General features: G+C 64.0%; 13 protein-coding genes and 1 riboswitch. Of the genes, 9 read left to right on the forward strand and 4 right to left on the reverse strand.

Going from position 1 to position 15,280, the window contains the following annotated elements; genetic code table 11:
* The first annotated feature begins 98 nt into the window (after positions 1-98).
* Genes QQK16_RS05980 through QQK16_RS05990 form a run of 3 tightly spaced genes read left to right on the forward strand, consistent with a single transcriptional unit; the run spans position 99 to position 3,064 of the window.
* Entirely contained in the window at positions 99-1,385 is a 1,287-nt protein-coding gene (locus QQK16_RS05980; protein ID WP_284195514.1) for an acetyl-CoA C-acetyltransferase, read from the forward strand.
* Positions 1,386-1,391: 6 nt separating this feature from the next.
* On the forward strand, positions 1,392-2,018 hold the full coding sequence (locus tag QQK16_RS05985) for a ParA family protein (protein ID WP_284195515.1): 627 nt from the start codon (positions 1,392-1,394) through the stop codon (positions 2,016-2,018).
* A complete protein-coding gene (locus QQK16_RS05990) occupies positions 2,015-3,064 on the forward strand; it encodes a CobW family GTP-binding protein (RefSeq protein WP_284195516.1) in 1,050 nt (349 codons plus the stop codon). The genes QQK16_RS05985 and QQK16_RS05990 overlap by 4 nt, the downstream gene beginning before the upstream one ends.
* A gap of 6 nt (positions 3,065-3,070) precedes the next feature.
* Here QQK16_RS05990 and QQK16_RS05995 read toward each other — a convergent pair whose 3' ends face one another.
* The 4 genes from QQK16_RS05995 to QQK16_RS06010 form a co-directional block, all read right to left on the reverse strand.
* A complete protein-coding gene (locus QQK16_RS05995; protein ID WP_284195517.1) occupies positions 3,071-3,289 on the reverse strand; it encodes a hypothetical protein in 219 nt (72 codons plus the stop codon).
* Complete coding sequence (gene ribB, locus QQK16_RS06000; RefSeq protein WP_284195518.1) at positions 3,286-3,951, reverse strand: 3,4-dihydroxy-2-butanone-4-phosphate synthase; 666 nt, start codon at positions 3,949-3,951, stop codon at positions 3,286-3,288. Before ribB ends, QQK16_RS05995 begins: the two co-directional genes overlap by 4 nt.
* A gap of 119 nt (positions 3,952-4,070) precedes the next feature.
* Positions 4,071-4,242, reverse strand: a riboswitch (FMN riboswitch).
* Positions 4,243-4,337: 95 nt separating this feature from the next.
* Positions 4,338-5,564 (reverse strand): sensor histidine kinase, encoded by a 1,227-nt coding sequence (locus QQK16_RS06005; RefSeq protein WP_284195519.1) that lies wholly within the window; start codon positions 5,562-5,564, stop codon positions 4,338-4,340.
* Positions 5,554-6,891 carry a sigma-54-dependent transcriptional regulator gene (locus tag QQK16_RS06010; protein WP_284195520.1) on the reverse strand — a complete coding sequence of 446 codons (1,338 nt, stop codon included), beginning with the start codon at positions 6,889-6,891 and terminating at the stop codon, positions 5,554-5,556. Before QQK16_RS06010 ends, QQK16_RS06005 begins: the two co-directional genes overlap by 11 nt.
* Before the next feature lie 564 nt (positions 6,892-7,455).
* Here QQK16_RS06010 and QQK16_RS06015 point away from each other — a divergent pair.
* From QQK16_RS06015 to QQK16_RS06040, 6 genes are all read left to right on the forward strand, one after another.
* Positions 7,456-8,742: an efflux RND transporter periplasmic adaptor subunit gene (locus QQK16_RS06015; protein ID WP_284195521.1), complete on the forward strand. Its 1,287-nt coding sequence runs from the start codon at positions 7,456-7,458 to the stop codon at positions 8,740-8,742.
* A gap of 66 nt (positions 8,743-8,808) precedes the next feature.
* The gene (locus tag QQK16_RS06020; protein ID WP_284195522.1) at positions 8,809-9,489 is read left to right on the forward strand and encodes an ABC transporter ATP-binding protein; all 681 of its coding nucleotides are present in this window, start codon (positions 8,809-8,811) and stop codon (positions 9,487-9,489) included.
* A 68-nt stretch (positions 9,490-9,557) separates the two neighbouring features.
* Entirely contained in the window at positions 9,558-12,008 is a 2,451-nt protein-coding gene (locus QQK16_RS06025; RefSeq protein ID WP_284195523.1) for an ABC transporter permease, read from the forward strand.
* Between the two features lie 140 nt (positions 12,009-12,148).
* Complete coding sequence (locus QQK16_RS06030; RefSeq protein ID WP_284195524.1) at positions 12,149-13,258, forward strand: sigma 54-interacting transcriptional regulator; 1,110 nt, start codon at positions 12,149-12,151, stop codon at positions 13,256-13,258.
* Between the two features lie 2 nt (positions 13,259-13,260).
* Positions 13,261-14,151, forward strand: coding sequence for a thiopeptide-type bacteriocin biosynthesis protein (locus QQK16_RS06035; protein ID WP_284195525.1), 891 nt, complete (start codon positions 13,261-13,263; stop codon positions 14,149-14,151).
* Positions 14,126-15,226 (forward strand): hypothetical protein, encoded by a 1,101-nt coding sequence (locus tag QQK16_RS06040; RefSeq protein WP_284195526.1) that lies wholly within the window; start codon positions 14,126-14,128, stop codon positions 15,224-15,226. Before QQK16_RS06035 ends, QQK16_RS06040 begins: the two co-directional genes overlap by 26 nt.
* Positions 15,227-15,280 lie beyond the last annotated feature (54 nt).

The raw sequence follows: 15,280 nt of genomic DNA on the forward strand, positions 1-15,280 counted from the left end.
ATGCCATAGTCGTGGCGTAAAGCGGGCCGTCACACCGCCAGCCTAGCAACTGCTTGGCAAGCTACACTGTGATTTTTCCCGCTTTGGGCACACACATCATGACCGAACGCACACTGCGCCGCGTTGCCATCCTGGGCGGCAGCCGCATCCCTTTCTGCCGCTCCAATACCCAATATCAGGATCTCTCCAATCTCGACATGCTGACCGCCGCCCTCGACGGCCTTGCGGATCGCTACCAGTTGGCCGGGGTGGAAATCGACGAGGTGGGAGCAGGCGCGGTCATTTCGCATTCCAAGGACTGGAATCTGGCGCGTGAAGCGGTGCTGTCGAGCAAGCTGTCGCCGCTGACCACCGCCTACACCGTGCAGATGGCTTGCGGCACCAGCCTGCAGGCCGCCGTACAACTGGGCGCCAAGATCGCCATTGGCCAGATAGACAGCGCCATCGCGGCCGGCACCGATACCACCTCGGACGCCCCTATCGTATTTGGTGCCCGCTTTGCCAAGCGGCTGATCAAGCTGGCCAATGCCAAAAGCCTGGGTGAGCGCTTTGCGGCCTTCAAGGGCTTCCGGCCGGGTGAGCTCAAGCCGGCGTCGCCCAATGCGGGTGAGCCGCGCACCCGCATGTCCATGGGCCAGCATTGCGAGATCATGGCCAAGCAATGGGGCATCAGCCGCGAGGAGCAGGACAAGCTGGCCTGGGAAAGCCACCAGAAAGGCGCCCGCGCCTTGGCCGAAGGGTTTTTCGACGACCTGATCGTGCCCTGCGCCGGGGTGAGCCGTGACAACCATCTGCGGCCCGACAGCACGCTGGAAAAACTGGCCACCCTCAAGCCGGCCTTCGACAAGGAGTCCGGTAAGGGTACGCTGACAGCGGGCAACAGTACGCCGCTGACCGATGGTGCTTCCAGCGTGTTGCTGGCATCCGAGGACTGGGCCGCAAAGCGAGGCCTGCCGGTGCAGGCCTACCTGACCTTCGCCAAGACCGCCTCGGTCGATTTTGTGGCGGGCGAAGGCCTGCTGATGGCCCCTACCATCGCGGTAGCCCGCCTGCTGCAGGATGCCGGCCTGACGCTGCAGGACTTCGATTTCTATGAGATACACGAAGCCTTCGCCGCCCAAGTGCTGTGCACCCTGCGCGCCTGGGAGTCGGACCAGTACTGCCGCGAGCGCCTGGGCCTGCCGGGGGCGCTGGGCCGCATCGACCCGGCCAAGCTCAATGTAAACGGCAGTTCGCTGGCCTTTGGCCACCCGTTTGCCGCCACCGGCGGACGGGTGCTGGCGACACTGGCCAAGCTGCTGAACCAGCGTGGCAGCGGCCGTGGGCTGATCTCCATCTGTACAGCGGGCGGCATGGGTATCGCCGCCATACTCGAGAAACCGTGACCCCCCATGCACACCCTGCTGATAGCCAATCCCAAGGGCGGTGCCGGTAAATCCACCCTCGCCACCAACCTGGCCACCTACTATGCCTGGCGTGGCAAAGCGGTGGCACTGGGCGACCTGGATAGGCAGCAGTCGTCGGCCCACTGGCTGGGCCTGCGCTCAGCCAGCTTCCCGGCCATTGCCCGCTGGGAAGGCGACGAGGACGAACTGTCCAAGCCCCCCAGGGGAACCGAGATCGCCATACTGGATACCCCGGCCGGGCTGCGCGGCAAGCGGCTGGAGGCGGCGCTCAAGTGCAGCGACCATATCCTGGTGCCGGTACAGCCTTCCAGTTTCGATATGTGGGCCAGCCAGGACTTCTTCGCCCGCCTGGCCGAGGAAAAACAGGTGCGCAAAGGCAAGGTAAAGGTCGGCGTGGTGGGCATGCGGGTAAAGACCGGCACCCGTGCCAGCCAGCAGCTGGTCGATTTCCTGGCCCAGTTCGACCTGCCGGTGCTGAGCAGCCTGCGCGATACCCAATACTATCTGCAGACCCTGCCCCGCGGCCTGGGTCTGTTCGACCTGCCCGCCCCCCGCGTGGCCCGTGATCTGGAACAATGGCAACCGATATTGGATTGGCTGGAACCCCGATGAAGCAAAAAGTCCCGGTGAACGTGATCACCGGTTTTCTGGGCGTGGGCAAGACCACGGCCATACGGCGCCTGCTGGCCGACAAACCGCCACAGGAATACTGGGCGGTGCTGGTGAACGAGTTTGGCGAAGTCGGCATCGATGGCGCGGTCATCAGCGCGGCCAGCGACGAGCTCAATGTGGTCGAGGTGCCGGGTGGCTGCATCTGCTGTACCACCAGCCCCATGCTGCGGGTCAGCCTGACGCGGCTGCTGCGCGATCGCCGCCCGGACCGGCTGATCATCGAACCCAGCGGCCTGGGTCACCCGGCCGGCATCATTGATGTACTGCGCGATCCCTTTCTTGCCGCCGCGCTGGAAATCCGTGCCACGGTCACACTGGTGGATCCACGCCAGCTGGACGATAGCCGCTACACCACCCACGAGACCTGGCGCGACCAGATCAGCCTGGCCGAGGTACTGATCGCCAACAAATGCGACCGCGCCGACGCCGCCCAGGTGGATCGCTTCCTGGCCATGGCACAGGCCATGTTCCCCCCCAAGCTGGCTATCATCACCACCCGTGATGGCGTGTTCGACCGCGCGCTGCTTGACCTGGCAGCCGAGGTGCCGACCGCTGGCCAAGCCGCCGGCCCGGCGCTGGGCCATGCCACGCTCGCGCCGGCACGCCGCAGCAAGCCTGCGCTATCCCACGATGCACCGCCGCCGCAGGGCATCAGCAGCAAGGATCATAGCGAGCCGGGGCAGACCAGCCGGGGCTGGGTCTGGCCAGCGGCACAGCGTTTCTCGGCCGAGCAGCTGGCTCTGTTGTTCCAGCGCCTGCACGACCACGCCGCGCTGGGCCTGCCGCCGCTCTCCCGTGCCAAGGGAGTATTCCACACCGATCACGGCTGGCTGCTGTTCAACTGGGTAGGCGGCGAAACTAGCGCCGTGGAAATCGCCTGGCGCCGGGATAGCCGGGCGGAACTGATCGCCCAGGCGGATAGCGCCGACTGGCAGCGGCTGGAGACAGCCCTTGCGGACTGTCTCCTGGCAGACACGGCTTCCTAGCGCCGCTTAGTTCGACCAGCTACGGTAGTTACGGGCGTTCATCAGCAGAAAGCCGGCATTGGCAATCAGCATGGCCGGGCTGCGCATCCAGACGCTGATGACACCCCACACCAGATTGCCTAGCATCATCAGCAGAAAGCCGTTGCGTTGTCGGTTGCCGACCAGATACAGAGCGGTAAAGGTCAGGGCCATGGCCAGCCAGTCCAGGCCGTGGAATGGGCTCATGCCGCCACCCTCGCTTCCTGTGCGGCTGCGGCCAGCCGGCCCTGCACGATGTCCTCCACATTGAGCACCACCAGGCCATGCTGCTCGGCATACTTTATCACCTCGTCGCCGCGCAGCATCTCGCCATCGTCACGGGTTAGCTCGCACAGCAAGGCAGCCGGGCGCAGGCCCGCCATGCTGGCCAGATCGACCGAGCCTTCGGTATGGCCCCGCCGAGCCAGCACGCCACCGGCCTGGGCGCGGATGGGGAACAGGTGGCCGGGGCTGACCAGGGCTGCCGGGTTGCCGCTCAAGGCGGCCAGGGTGGTGGTGATGCGGTCGCGTGCCGATACCCCTGTGCTCACCCCCTCGCGCGCCTCAATCGAGACGGTAAAGGCTGTGCCATAGCGGCTGCCGCCGTTACGCACCGGCATGGCGGGCAGCGCCAGCTGCCTTAGCTGGGCATCGGGCAGGCAAAGACAGACGATGCCGCTGCAATCACGTATCAGTTGGGCCATCACCGGCAGGGTGATCAACTCGGCTGCCACGATCAGGTCGGCCTCGTTCTCCCGGTTCTCGTCATCGCGCAACACCACGGGCTCGCCCCGGCGTATGGCGGCGAGGGCTGCGGCGAGGCGGCTTTGCGGGGTGCTGTGGGCAAAATAGTGCTGGAACAAACTCATAAAACGCTCCTTGTCGGATAGTGGCAAGTAAGCGTTCAGGGCGCAGCGCAGCACCCAGGCTATACCCAGGGACTGGCCAATGGGAAGCGCGTGCCGCTGCCACGGGGCAGGACACGACCTCTCGTCTTCTCTCATCCGGACTATGACCGTCGGCTCCGGCCTTGAACCGGATCTGCTGACCCTGCATGGCTTTGACCCAAGGGACAAAGACGGTGCAGGCGCTCGCGGGCTTGGTGTGATGGACTACACCCTACCGCCGGTGGGGAATTTCACCCCGCCCTGAAGACGCACCGCCCAGGCGGGCGGCGCCAGCATGGTAGCAGGGAGACCGTCCCGTCCGCAAAGCCGCCAGGGTGCCTTCGCTCGCAACCTGGTGACTAGGACGTTCAGAAGGTAATGATGAACAGCCCGCCGCCGCTCACGCGCCGGGCGTAGCGTACAGTCCCGCCATTACCGTGGACCAATTGCCGCACCAGTGCGAGTCCGACGCCGCGGCCCTTGGATTTGGTAGAAAAGAACGGCGTGAATATCTGGCCGACGAGGGCTTCGGGTACGCCGGGGCCATTGTCGGAGACTTCGATCCGCAGGCGTGAGCCCTGCGCCAGGCGGGCGCTGACGGTTAGCAGGCCGTGGCCTTGGGCCTGGGTTGCTTCGAAAGCATTGGTGGCCAGGTTGATCAGCGCCTGTTCCAGTTGGCCGGCGTCGGCACGAAGCTCCAGCGATACCGGATCGACCGAGAAATGTGCTTCGCCGCCTCGCTGCCGCCAAGCCGGGCCTACCAGGGCAGACAGCCGGGCGAATAGGTCGTGCAGCACGATGCGTTCAGGCTGGGGAGGCGGCATAGCCGAAAGGCTGCGGTAGGTGGCAACGAAATCGGCCAGGCTGTCGGCCCGGCGGCTGATGGCGGCAAGGGAGATGGACAGATTGTCGTGCATGATTGCAGGAACCTGATCTCGCGACTCTGCCAGGATGTCGTTGGCCGTGCGAGACAAGGAGGCGACCGGGGTGAGCGAGTTCATGATCTCATGGGTAAGCACGTGCACCAGTTGCTGCCACGCTTTCAGGGTCTCGGCTTCGAGTTCGCTCTCGACCGGCATCAGCGCGACAACCCGCTCGGCTTCGCCCGCATTGATGAGGGTGGCAGTAGAGATCAACGCGCGCTCGGTGCCATGCTCGGCTTCGAAGCTGATAAGACGCCGCTTGTTGGGTGCTTCGCCGGACAACTGCTCATACAGGCTGTTGCGGTCGCTGGCGTAACCCGGTGCGATCAAGCGACGGGCGCGACTGTTGAGCGGGCTGACCTGCCTGGACTGAACGCGGAAGAGTGCTACCGGCGCATATTCCAGCTGGGCTTCCAGGGTGTTGAGCGCCCGCAGCTGGGCCTGCATGTCGCTGGGGGGAGCAGGTAAGGGCTCGTCCCTGGGTTGACGGCCTATCTGTCCGCTCAGCCGCCAGTGCCATGCCAGCAATATGCCGGCAGCCAGCATGAGCGTGACCAACCATCGGGGGGAATCGCGCAGCGGCATGGCTGCAGCTGAGCAGAGGCCCAGCAACAAGACCAGGGCCAGCAGGATCAACCGGGGGCGGCGCAGCATGGGTGGGCTAGAGGCCATGTTTTTCCATGCGGCGGTACAGGGCGGTGCGCGACAGGCCCAGCAGTTTGGCGGCACTGCTGATATTGCCGTCGCTACGGCTTAGCGCCACGGCGATGGTTTCGCGCTCACGCACGTCGAGCTTGAGTGCATCGTTGTTGACCATGGGCTGGCCGGCTGATGGGCGCAGGTTGCCCAGGCCGAAATCCGCCGCCGTGAGCGTCGGCCCTTGGCCCAGGATCACGGCGCGCTCGCAGGCATGACGCAGCGCCCGTACATTGCCCGGCCAGCTGTGGGCTTCCAGCGCGACGATGGCGGCATCGTCCAGCGGACGCAGCGGCTTGTCGTAATGGCGGGCATAGACCGACAGATAGCGCTGGATCAGCGGGACGATGTCTTCGCGCCGGGCGCGCAAGGGGGGCACCGGTACCACGATGGTGTTGAGCCGGAACAGCAAGTCGGTACGGAAGACTTGCGGGTCGTGCAACCGGGCTTCGTCGAGATTGGTGGCGCTGACGATGCGCACATCGACCGGTTCGGGATGGTCGGCCCCGACAGGCGTGACCTCGCGGCGCTCCAGTGCTGTCAGCAGCTTGGCCTGCGCACCCAGGGGCATGTTGCCGATCTCGTCCAGGAACAGGGTACCGCCCCGTGCTGTCTGGAAACGACCAGCGCGATCGCTGCGGGCATCGGTGAAAGCGCCACGGCGATGGCCGAACAGCTCACTCTCGAAGGTGGATTCGGGCAAGGCGCCCATATCGACTGCCAGAAAGGTACCGCGGGCACGGCGCGAAGCGTCGTGTATGGCGCGGGCCACCAGCTCCTTGCCCACGCCGTTCTCGCCCAGTATTAGTACGCTCGCCTCGGTGGGCGCGATGCTGGCGATCATGGCACGCAAATTACGCATGGCGCTGGAATCGCCCAGCAGTTGCGAGGTGCCGCTGCCGACGGCGGCTTGCTGGGGATGGCGACCGGCCAGGGCAGAGGCCACGGTGGCGACCAGTTTATCGTTGTCCCAAGGTTTGGTGACGAAGTCTGCCGCACCCTGCTGCAGGGCCTTCACCGCCAGGGGAATGTCGGCGTAGGCCGTCATGACGATCACCGTGGGGGGGGTCGGTAGCGCGCGTAGCTCGGCCAGCAGCGCCAGGCCCTCAGCGCCATCGGCGCGGCCTGGCGTGAAGTTCAGGTCCAGCAAAACGACATCTGGCAAGCCGAGCGCCAGTTTTGCCCCCAGCCCCTGGGGCTGCCCCAGTGTGCTGATGCGGGCCGCCTGCTTGCGCAACAGCATTTGCGCGGCACACGCGATATCTGGATCGTCGTCGATGATCAAGATGCTAAGTTCTGACAAGAGAGCCTCCGCTATTCTCCCTGCGGCCGGCATCTGGGTGCCGTGCAGCAAGCGTTGTTCTTTGTTCTGGTGACCGGAATCTGTCCGTCGCCTCTGGTGGGCGATCGTCAATAGGGGCTGACTGCTACCTTGCTACATCCTGCGGGAACCGCCATCTTCCTCGATTGCCTTGGGGCATCCTGCTGTACGGATTTACCCTTTTAATCAATACCCTGCTGTATAGGGTTGAAGCCTGACGCGCCCGGCATTCGAGGTGTCTGGCCGTTCCCTGACCTTATGGGGGCTGACTCTAGCAGTGGATGGGTGGCACAGCAATTCAGCTAGGGTATTCGGCTTACTTGTGACTTAGGTGTAGCGCAAACGAGCCAGGCGGCTGTCCGGTGCACATCAAAGTGTCCGCCGCCGGACAGTGTCCGGATACGGACACTGTGTACTGTCCGGTATCGGGCATTTCTTGGCCGAGGGTCGAAGGGAGAGTCTCAAGTTATTGTTTTTATGTGAGATTTAATCTGGCACGGCAACTGCTAAGTAGGTCTGACCCTCATCATGCAGCATTGACGAACCATGAGCTCTCGAGAACCCCACCTACCTGTCAGCGGCGCCGATATGGACATACCGCTTGTGCCGCGCCGCCGCCGTCGCCTGTGGATAGTCGCCGCCGCCATCGTGGCTACGCTGATTGCTGTACCGGCGCTCACGCAGTTGCTGCCCGCTGGCCTGAGCGTAGCGGCTCGCGATATCCGCGTCGCGACTGTGGCCCCCGGTGTGTTCATGGACGAAGTCATCGTCCGTGCTACGGCCGAGCCGGCCAGCAGCGTGTTGCTCGATTCGGTGGAATCGGGCCGGGTAGAAGAGGTCTGGGTGAAGGATGGTGCCATGGTGCAGGCGGGCCAACCGCTGTTCCGGCTCTCCAACCCACAGCGGCGGCTGGAGCTGCTGGCCCGGCAGTTTGATATGGCGCAGCAGCTGTCCAACCTGTCGAGCATGCGGGTGCAGTATGAAGCGGCGCGTAGCGAGTACCGGCGGCGGCTCAGTGCCTTGCAGGATGCACTGGGCGAGACGCGGCGGCAGCACCAGCGCAACCAGCAGCTGGGGGCGCAGGGTTTCATCTCGCAGGCGGCGCTGGAGACTTCGGCCGACAAGCTAAGCCAACAGACCCGCGACCTTGCCGACGAGCAGCGCAGCGCCGAGGATGAACTGAAGATCAAACGTGAGGCACTGGCCCAGATGGAACAGGCTGTGCATGGGCTCAACGGCGGTATAAAACTGGTGGGCAGTGGCCTGGATGCACTCTTGATGAAGGCGCCCATGGCCGGCCGGCTGACCAATTTCACCCTGCAGGTGGGGGCCTCGGTACAGCAGGCCGACCGGGTGGGGAGGATAGATGATCCCCAGCAGTTCAAGCTACGCGCCCAGGTGGACGAATTCTATCTCAATCGCGTGGGGGCCGGACTCAAGGGGCAGGTGGTGATCGACGGCCAGGCACACCCGGTGCGAGTGATCGCCAGCAACCCACAGGTCAAGGATGGCCGTTTCGAGCTGGAACTGGCGTTCGCGGGAGCCAATCCGCCCGGTCTGCGGGCAGGACAGAGCCTGGACTGCCAGTTGACGCTGGGCGAGCCCAAGCCGGCTTTGTTGCTGGCCAGCGGAGCCTTCCTCAACGACAGCGGCGGCGCCTGGGCCTTTGTGCTGGCGCCGGGTGGCACGGCAGCAGAACGGCGCGCCATACGTTTGGGCAGGCGCAACAACACACAGTTGGAAGTATTGTCAGGGCTGGCGCCGGGAGATCGGGTCATCGTATCGTCCTACGGCACCTATGGTCAGCAGGAGCGATTGTCGCTGAGCCGCTGATGGCTGGCGGCAAGCAGGCGGGTCGTTGCGGGTCCGCATGGGTACGGGGTAGAGGAGAGGAAAACAATGATCAGTCTCAAAAACGTGAGCAAGCTGCACCAGGCGGGCGAAGTACAAACCCGGGCCTTGAATGGCATCAACCTCGATATCGAAACCGGGGAGTATGTCGCAGTGACCGGGCCGTCGGGCTGCGGCAAGTCCACTCTGCTGTCGGTACTGGGTCTGCTGGACGTACCCAGCACAGGCGAGTACTGGTTCGAAGGGCATAACGTCGCAGGTTGGAGCGAGAACCGGCTCAACCGGCTGCGCAGCGGCCGTATCGGCTTCATCTTCCAGAGCTTCAACCTTATCGAAGAGTTGACGGTGGAGGAGAACGTGGGTCTGGCGCTGGAATACGGCGATGTGCCGGTACGTGAGCGCAAGCGCAAGATCGCCAATGTGCTGGAGCGCCTGGGGGTATCACACCGTGCGGGGCACCGGCCCTCGCAGTTGTCGGGCGGGCAGCAGCAGCGTGTAGCCATTGCCCGCGCACTGGTGGCAGAGCCGGCCTTGCTGCTGGCTGACGAACCGACCGGCAACCTGGATACCGCCCATGGCGACGAAGTGATGAAGATGCTGCGGCAGATCAATGCCGACGGCACCACGGTGGTGATGGTGACCCACTCGCCCAGCCATGCAGCACAGGCCTCGCGTACGGTCAACCTGCTCGACGGCCGGGTGCTGATCGATGCGCAGCAATACGCCTGAGGAGCCAAGATGCTGCGCTTGATGATTGTGAAACCGTATACCTGGCCTCACCATGGGAGTGTCCTGCCATGCGCATGAGCTATCGTGACTTCCTGGTGGGCTGGCGCCTGCTGCTGCAGGAGCCTGTCTGGTCGGGCGTGGTGATCGCCGGGCTGGCAGTCGGCTTCGCCGCCTGCATCCTGCTGCTTGGTTTTGTCCGCCATTCGTTCAGCTATGACCGGCATGTGCCGGCCAGCGAGCAGATCCACCTGGTCAAGACCCGCTTCCATTTTCCAAATGTGCCAGAGCACTGGACCCAGGAGGCGCCGCAGGCGCTGCGCCTGGCCCTGCGGGATAGCGGGCTGCCGGTGTCCGTCTCGATGTTCGCCGAACTGAGTACCTCGATGAAGGTGGACAGCCGCGTGGCTACGGTGCCGGTAACGCTGGTGGACCCGGAATTTGGCGAGCTTTTTGGCGTGCGGGCCAGCGCCGGTGAGCTGGCGGCCAGCCTGCGTCGACCTGATGGCTTAGCGCTGACGGAGGAGACAGCGCACAAGCTGTTCGGCGCCGAACCGGCGCTGGGCAAGACAGTTGGCGTAGGCGGCATGCTCTATCGCGTGACCGCCATCGTGCCCACCCCACCGGCCACCACCACCATGCCCTATGCAGCCTTGGTTGGGCCGGAGTCGAGTCTGTGGCAGGAATATGACCGGGCGGATGCCCTGCAGAACTGGGGCCGCCTGTTCGGTCGCATCTATGTGAAACCGCTTGCCGGTAGCGACCCAGCGGCCGTTGCCGATGCCCTGCAGGCAGCGTCGGACCGCTCGCCGCTGTATCGGCAGCTGCCGCCGGCCTTTCTTTCCCACCTGGGCAACAACAAGCTGATGGACGTGCAGCTGGTATCGCTGGCTGATGCCTACCTGGACCCGGATCTGGCAGCGTCGGCGCCGCCGACCTTGCATGGCGATATGGCGACCTTGCTTGCGCTGGCTGGCGTGGCCGCGCTGATACTGGCGCTGGCCAGCGTCAACTATGTGAACCTTGCCACCGTGCGTACCCTGCGGCGGCAACGCGAAATCGGCATACGCAAGGTGTTGGGGGCGAGCGTGACGCGAGTCATGCTGCAGTTCCTGTGCGAGTCGCTGTTGCTGACTTTGCTGGCCATGGCTGCCGGTCTCTTGCTGGCGTGGCTGGTACTACCGCTGTTTGCGGACATCATGAACCGTCGCCTGGAGCATATGTTCAGCCCAGGCCTGTTGCTGGGCAGCCTGGTGCTGAGCCTGGTGCTGGGCTTGCTGGCCGGGGCCTACCCGGCCTGGGTGGCCAGCCGGGTAAGGCCCACCCAGGCGCTGGCCGGGCGCGACAACAGCGAGACCGTCGCTGGCCTTTGGCTGCGCCGCATCCTGACCGTGACGCAGCTTGCCACGGCCATGGGCTTGACCGGCGTCACCCTGGCAGTGGCCTGGCAGTCCTGGTATGCCAGCCGTATCGATGCCGGTTTCGACGCCAAGCGCTTGCTCGTGATCGACGTTTCGCCGCCCTTTACGCCATCCGGCCCCCGCACCAATGCCTTTGCCGAAGCGGTGGCCCGCCTGCCTGGCGTTGCCGGTGCGGCGCAAAGCATGGAGGCCGTGGGGCGGAGCTACGTGGTGCAGAAAGGGGCCGCGCGTCGCCAGGGCGGCGCCATGGTCACGCTGGACAAGAAAGGCATCGGCCCCGGTTTCTTCGACGTCTATGGCATACGGCCGCTGGCCGGGCGGGTGTTCAACCCGGCGCGCGACCCTGTACCGCGCGACAATGTAGAAACTGGGACGGGCGTGGTGCTGAGCGCGACAGCTGCGAAGGCACTGGGCTATACCGATGTCGCCGCAGCGGTCGGCCAGTTCATCGAGCTCGACGGTGTGGGTAATGTCGGCAAGCTGCAGCAGGTGCTGGGCGTGGTGCCCGATGTACGCTTTCAATCCTTGCGCGAGATACCGCCGCCGGTGGTCTACAACCTCAGCCGCCTGACGCCGGTACTGACGGTGAATGTAGCCGGTGACATGGCGGCCGTGCAGACTGCGATCGAGGGGCTGTGGCCACGCTACTTTCCCAACGAGGCCTTGCAGATGTCACAGGCGCAGACCTTCCTGGCAGCGGCATATGCCGATGACTTGCGGCTGGTGCGGCTCCTGCTAGCCGCCGCCGTAGTAGTCCTGGCGATCGCCGGCTTCGGTGTCTATGTGCTGGCAGCCTATGTGGTACAGCGCCTTACCCGGGAGATCGTGCTGCGCAAGCTGCATGGCGCACGGCGCTGGGCCATTGCCCGACTGGTCAACCGCGAGTTCATGCTGCTGCTGCTGGTGAGCGCAATGATAGGGCTGCCTGCTGCGGCCATGGCCATTAAGCGCTACCTATCAGGTTTCGTGGAGCATGCCCCGATTGGTGGCTGGACACTGCTGCTGGCGCTGCTGGCGAGCAGCCTGGTCGCCATCGTCGCAGCCGCAAGGCATACCCGCGCCGCGCTCCAACTCAGACCATCGCAGGCGCTCAATGGCTAGACCCTAAGCCATCGCGCACGCCATAACGTGCGCTCATCAATCAGACGTATGCCATGAGGACGGCGGGTGCCGTGATGCTGCCCGCTGCCATGGCGCACGCCTGGAAAGTGCTGGCAAACATCTTCTGATACGGATTCGTTATGCACACGCCTTCCTTTGACAGCAGCACCGATCACGATGCAATCCTCGATTTCTCCGCCATTGCCCGCCGATATCCGCAGGGCGTGGTACTGCCGCAGGCCTTCCAGGAAACAGCCCAGGCCTTGTCAAGATTGACCGATATCCCCGTACTCATCCACGGTGAAACCGGTACCGGCAAAGGCATACTGGCCAAGCAGATTGCGCAACTGCGCCGGCAACGGGAGGGCAATACCCCATTCGTTTCGCTCAATTGCGCGGTACTCAATGGCGATGTGGCCGATGCCATGGTGTTCGGTTGTCGCAGGGGTGCCTACACCGGCGCACACGATCATTCCATCGGTGCGGTGGGGGAAGCAGAAGGGGGCGTGCTGTTCCTGGACGAAATCCACTGTCTCAGCATCGGTACCCAGCGCAAGCTGCTGCGCCTGCTGGACGAGGGCTGCTATACCCGTGTGGGCGAATCAACCGAGCGACAGGGGCATTTCCAACTGATCGTGGCCTCCAACCAAAACCTGCACCGCCTGGTCGAGCGCGGTGAATTCCTGTTGGATCTCTATATGCGCATACAGGGCATAGAACTGGCCCTGCCACCGCTGCGCGACCGGCGCCACGACATGGCAGACCTGATCGCCTTGTATTGCAGTCAGCATGACCTGCGCATCCGCCGCGACGATTTCCAGCAACTGGTGGCGTGCTGTACGCCGCTGCGCTGGCCCGGCAATATCCGTCAGCTCTACAAGGCCCTGGATACCATGCGCTTCAAGGCCGCCATGGTGGGCGACGGACTGTTCGCACCGCATTTCATTGCCACGGCAGCCATGCGTGATCCGCTCGACGGTAGCGATGCCACCTTGTATGCCGATGGCCGGCCAGAGGCCCAACCCATCAATGCCCTGGTGCGCGAGATACTCAAGGTGTTGGAGCGCCCCATCGACCTGCCGCGACTCCTGGAGACGGTGGAGTCGACGCTGATCAGCTATGCGCTCAACCGCAATCCTTCCATCAACGATGCCATGGATCACCTTAACCTGAGCCGGGGCAAGCTGGATTTCAAACGGCGAAAATACAAGCTGATGGACGACTCTCCTGCCTTCGCGGAGGGAGCGTGACCATGTTGCCCAGGCAAGCACCTACAGACTGGGTATCGCTGCATGTCTTCATCCATGACTTCGGCCGGCTAAACGATTGCCTGAGGCAATGCCTGAATCGGTTGCCTGTGGCGTTCTGGCGCCAGGCGTTCTACATACGGTACTGGCACGGCGGACCCCATCTGCGTCTGCGTTTTCGCGATCCGCAATGGATACCCCTGGTGACGGACAGGCTGACGCACTACCTGCAGCAGCACGCCTTCGTGTCCACCCTGCAGCCCGAACCGTACTACCGCGCCTATGCCGGCCATATGGAGCCTGGCATGGCTCAAGACTGGCATGCCAACGGTAGTCTGCACTACCTCGCCTACCACCCCGAAACCGAGCGCTATGGCGGGCCGGCGGGATTGCCGCTGTGCGAGGCCTTCTTTTGCTGGGACAGCGCCCATAGCCTGGGCATCCTGGCGGCCGAGCCGGAGGCGGTACTGGACAAGCTGCTGCTGGGCTATTGCCTGACCTATGCTGGCGTTCTGCGCGGCCTGCGGGCTGGCCCGGCGCAGACTGGCGAAACAGCGGGCCTGCTGCCCGACGCCACCAGCAGCGCCTGGCTAGATGCGCAGGCCCGCGCCAAGCTGGCAGGCATGGCCGCCGCCCTGCACAAGGTAGCAAGCGACCATGCGGCGGGCCTGTACTTCCCGAACTATCTTGCGCCCCTGCAGGCCCGTCTGCTGCAACTGGGCGATGCCTTGCAGCGCCATGGTGTCGCGGACCTGCCGGCCATTTTCCATGCCCTGCTGCATATGTCATTCAACCGGGCCGGCGTAACGCCTGCACGGGAAACCACCATACGGCTGTTTGCCGCCCATGCCGAGGAGGCGCTAGAGCGCGATGACTGTTACCCAGATACGCATTAACTACCATGGTAGCCCCGCCATACTGTTCCGGCAGCTGCTGGCACCTCTGCAGGCGGCCTGGCGGGCACACTATTTCGATCGCTGGACGCTATCGCGCGGCTGGCAGAACGGGCCGCACATACTATTGAGTCTGGATGCCGACGACCCTTTCTTCGAACCGACGTTGGTGAAGCAGGCCGAGCAGACGATCGCAACCTTTCTGGCGGCGCATCCATCGCAGGACTATGACGAAGCGCAATACTTGCAGACACAAGCACGGCTCAAGCAGCTGGAGTCTGCCGACATGGACCCAGGCTGGGTGCATGGCAACAACAGCCAGACGCTAAGCGAAACCACCATGGCGGTGCTGGCGCAGCGCTATGAATCCACCGCGCAATGGCTCAGCCTGTACGAGGCCGAAGTAGCGTTGCGCCCCATCCTGATCGCCCAATGGCGCGGCCACGACAAACACGACGCCTTTCTGCATGGTCTACTGACCTTGCTCGCCTGCGCCTATCCACCCAGGCCATCGGACGACCCGGAGGTGAATGAATATAACGGTTTCCTGTCCTTCCATTCCAATTTCCGCTTCTGGCTGCATGGCCTCTCGCCGGCGCAGCAGGCGACGATAGGCGAGCGCTTCGAACGGGATTATCAGATGGACAAGGCCGGCTATGTGGACAAGCTGGTGGCCTTGCTGCAGCAGCTGGAGACAGCTGGGCAAGGTGCCGCAGAGGCGAGTGGAAGCACGGGCATCCTGACCCGCTGGATCATGACGACCTTCCTGCAGTTCACCCGGCTGGCGGCCGAAGGGGTGATCCACGCTCGCTCGCCCTACCCCCGCGAGCAATTGGCGCCGCCAGAGGCCGTATCAGATTTCCACCGCCGCTTTTTCTATGGTGCGGACGGTTCAGCCTATCAGTTCAACCATGCCTTTTCAGGCTACCGCTGGTTGCTCAACATCGTCTACCGCACCCTGCCCTTGCTCGACGTCTCGCCGCTCAGGCGGCAGTACCTGAATTTCTCGCTGGACCAGATGCAGCGGGAACAAGAGGATCTGGTACGACAGGTACGCCATGCCATGCTGACATACTAAAGAACCTGTTCCCGATTTTTTCACCCCGGCGCTGGGGCGAAATATTCGGGAACA

Origin of the sequence: Chitinimonas prasina (assembly GCF_030160395.1) — a bacterium.
Classification (GTDB): Bacteria; Pseudomonadota; Gammaproteobacteria; order Burkholderiales; family Chitinimonadaceae; genus Chitinimonas; species Chitinimonas prasina.

What these genes read in the sequence shown, in the direction of transcription:
- QQK16_RS06020 (WP_284195522.1), top strand. Translation starts at nt 8,809, where the DNA reads ATGATCAGTCTCAAAAACGTGAGCAAGCTGCACCAGGCGGGCGAAGTA.
- QQK16_RS06040 (WP_284195526.1), top strand. Translation starts at nt 14,126, where the DNA reads ATGACTGTTACCCAGATACGCATTAACTACCATGGTAGCCCCGCCATA.
- QQK16_RS06035 (WP_284195525.1), top strand. Translation starts at nt 13,261, where the DNA reads ATGTTGCCCAGGCAAGCACCTACAGACTGGGTATCGCTGCATGTCTTC.
- QQK16_RS06005 (WP_284195519.1), bottom strand. Translation starts at nt 5,564, where the DNA reads ATGGCCTCTAGCCCACCCATGCTGCGCCGCCCCCGGTTGATCCTGCTG.
- QQK16_RS05995 (WP_284195517.1), bottom strand. Translation starts at nt 3,289, where the DNA reads ATGAGCCCATTCCACGGCCTGGACTGGCTGGCCATGGCCCTGACCTTT.
- QQK16_RS06025 (WP_284195523.1), top strand. Translation starts at nt 9,558, where the DNA reads ATGCGCATGAGCTATCGTGACTTCCTGGTGGGCTGGCGCCTGCTGCTG.
- QQK16_RS05980 (WP_284195514.1), top strand. Translation starts at nt 99, where the DNA reads ATGACCGAACGCACACTGCGCCGCGTTGCCATCCTGGGCGGCAGCCGC.
- ribB (WP_284195518.1), bottom strand. Translation starts at nt 3,951, where the DNA reads ATGAGTTTGTTCCAGCACTATTTTGCCCACAGCACCCCGCAAAGCCGC.
- QQK16_RS06015 (WP_284195521.1), top strand. Translation starts at nt 7,456, where the DNA reads ATGAGCTCTCGAGAACCCCACCTACCTGTCAGCGGCGCCGATATGGAC.
- QQK16_RS05990 (WP_284195516.1), top strand. Translation starts at nt 2,015, where the DNA reads ATGAAGCAAAAAGTCCCGGTGAACGTGATCACCGGTTTTCTGGGCGTG.
- QQK16_RS06030 (WP_284195524.1), top strand. Translation starts at nt 12,149, where the DNA reads ATGCACACGCCTTCCTTTGACAGCAGCACCGATCACGATGCAATCCTC.
- QQK16_RS05985 (WP_284195515.1), top strand. Translation starts at nt 1,392, where the DNA reads ATGCACACCCTGCTGATAGCCAATCCCAAGGGCGGTGCCGGTAAATCC.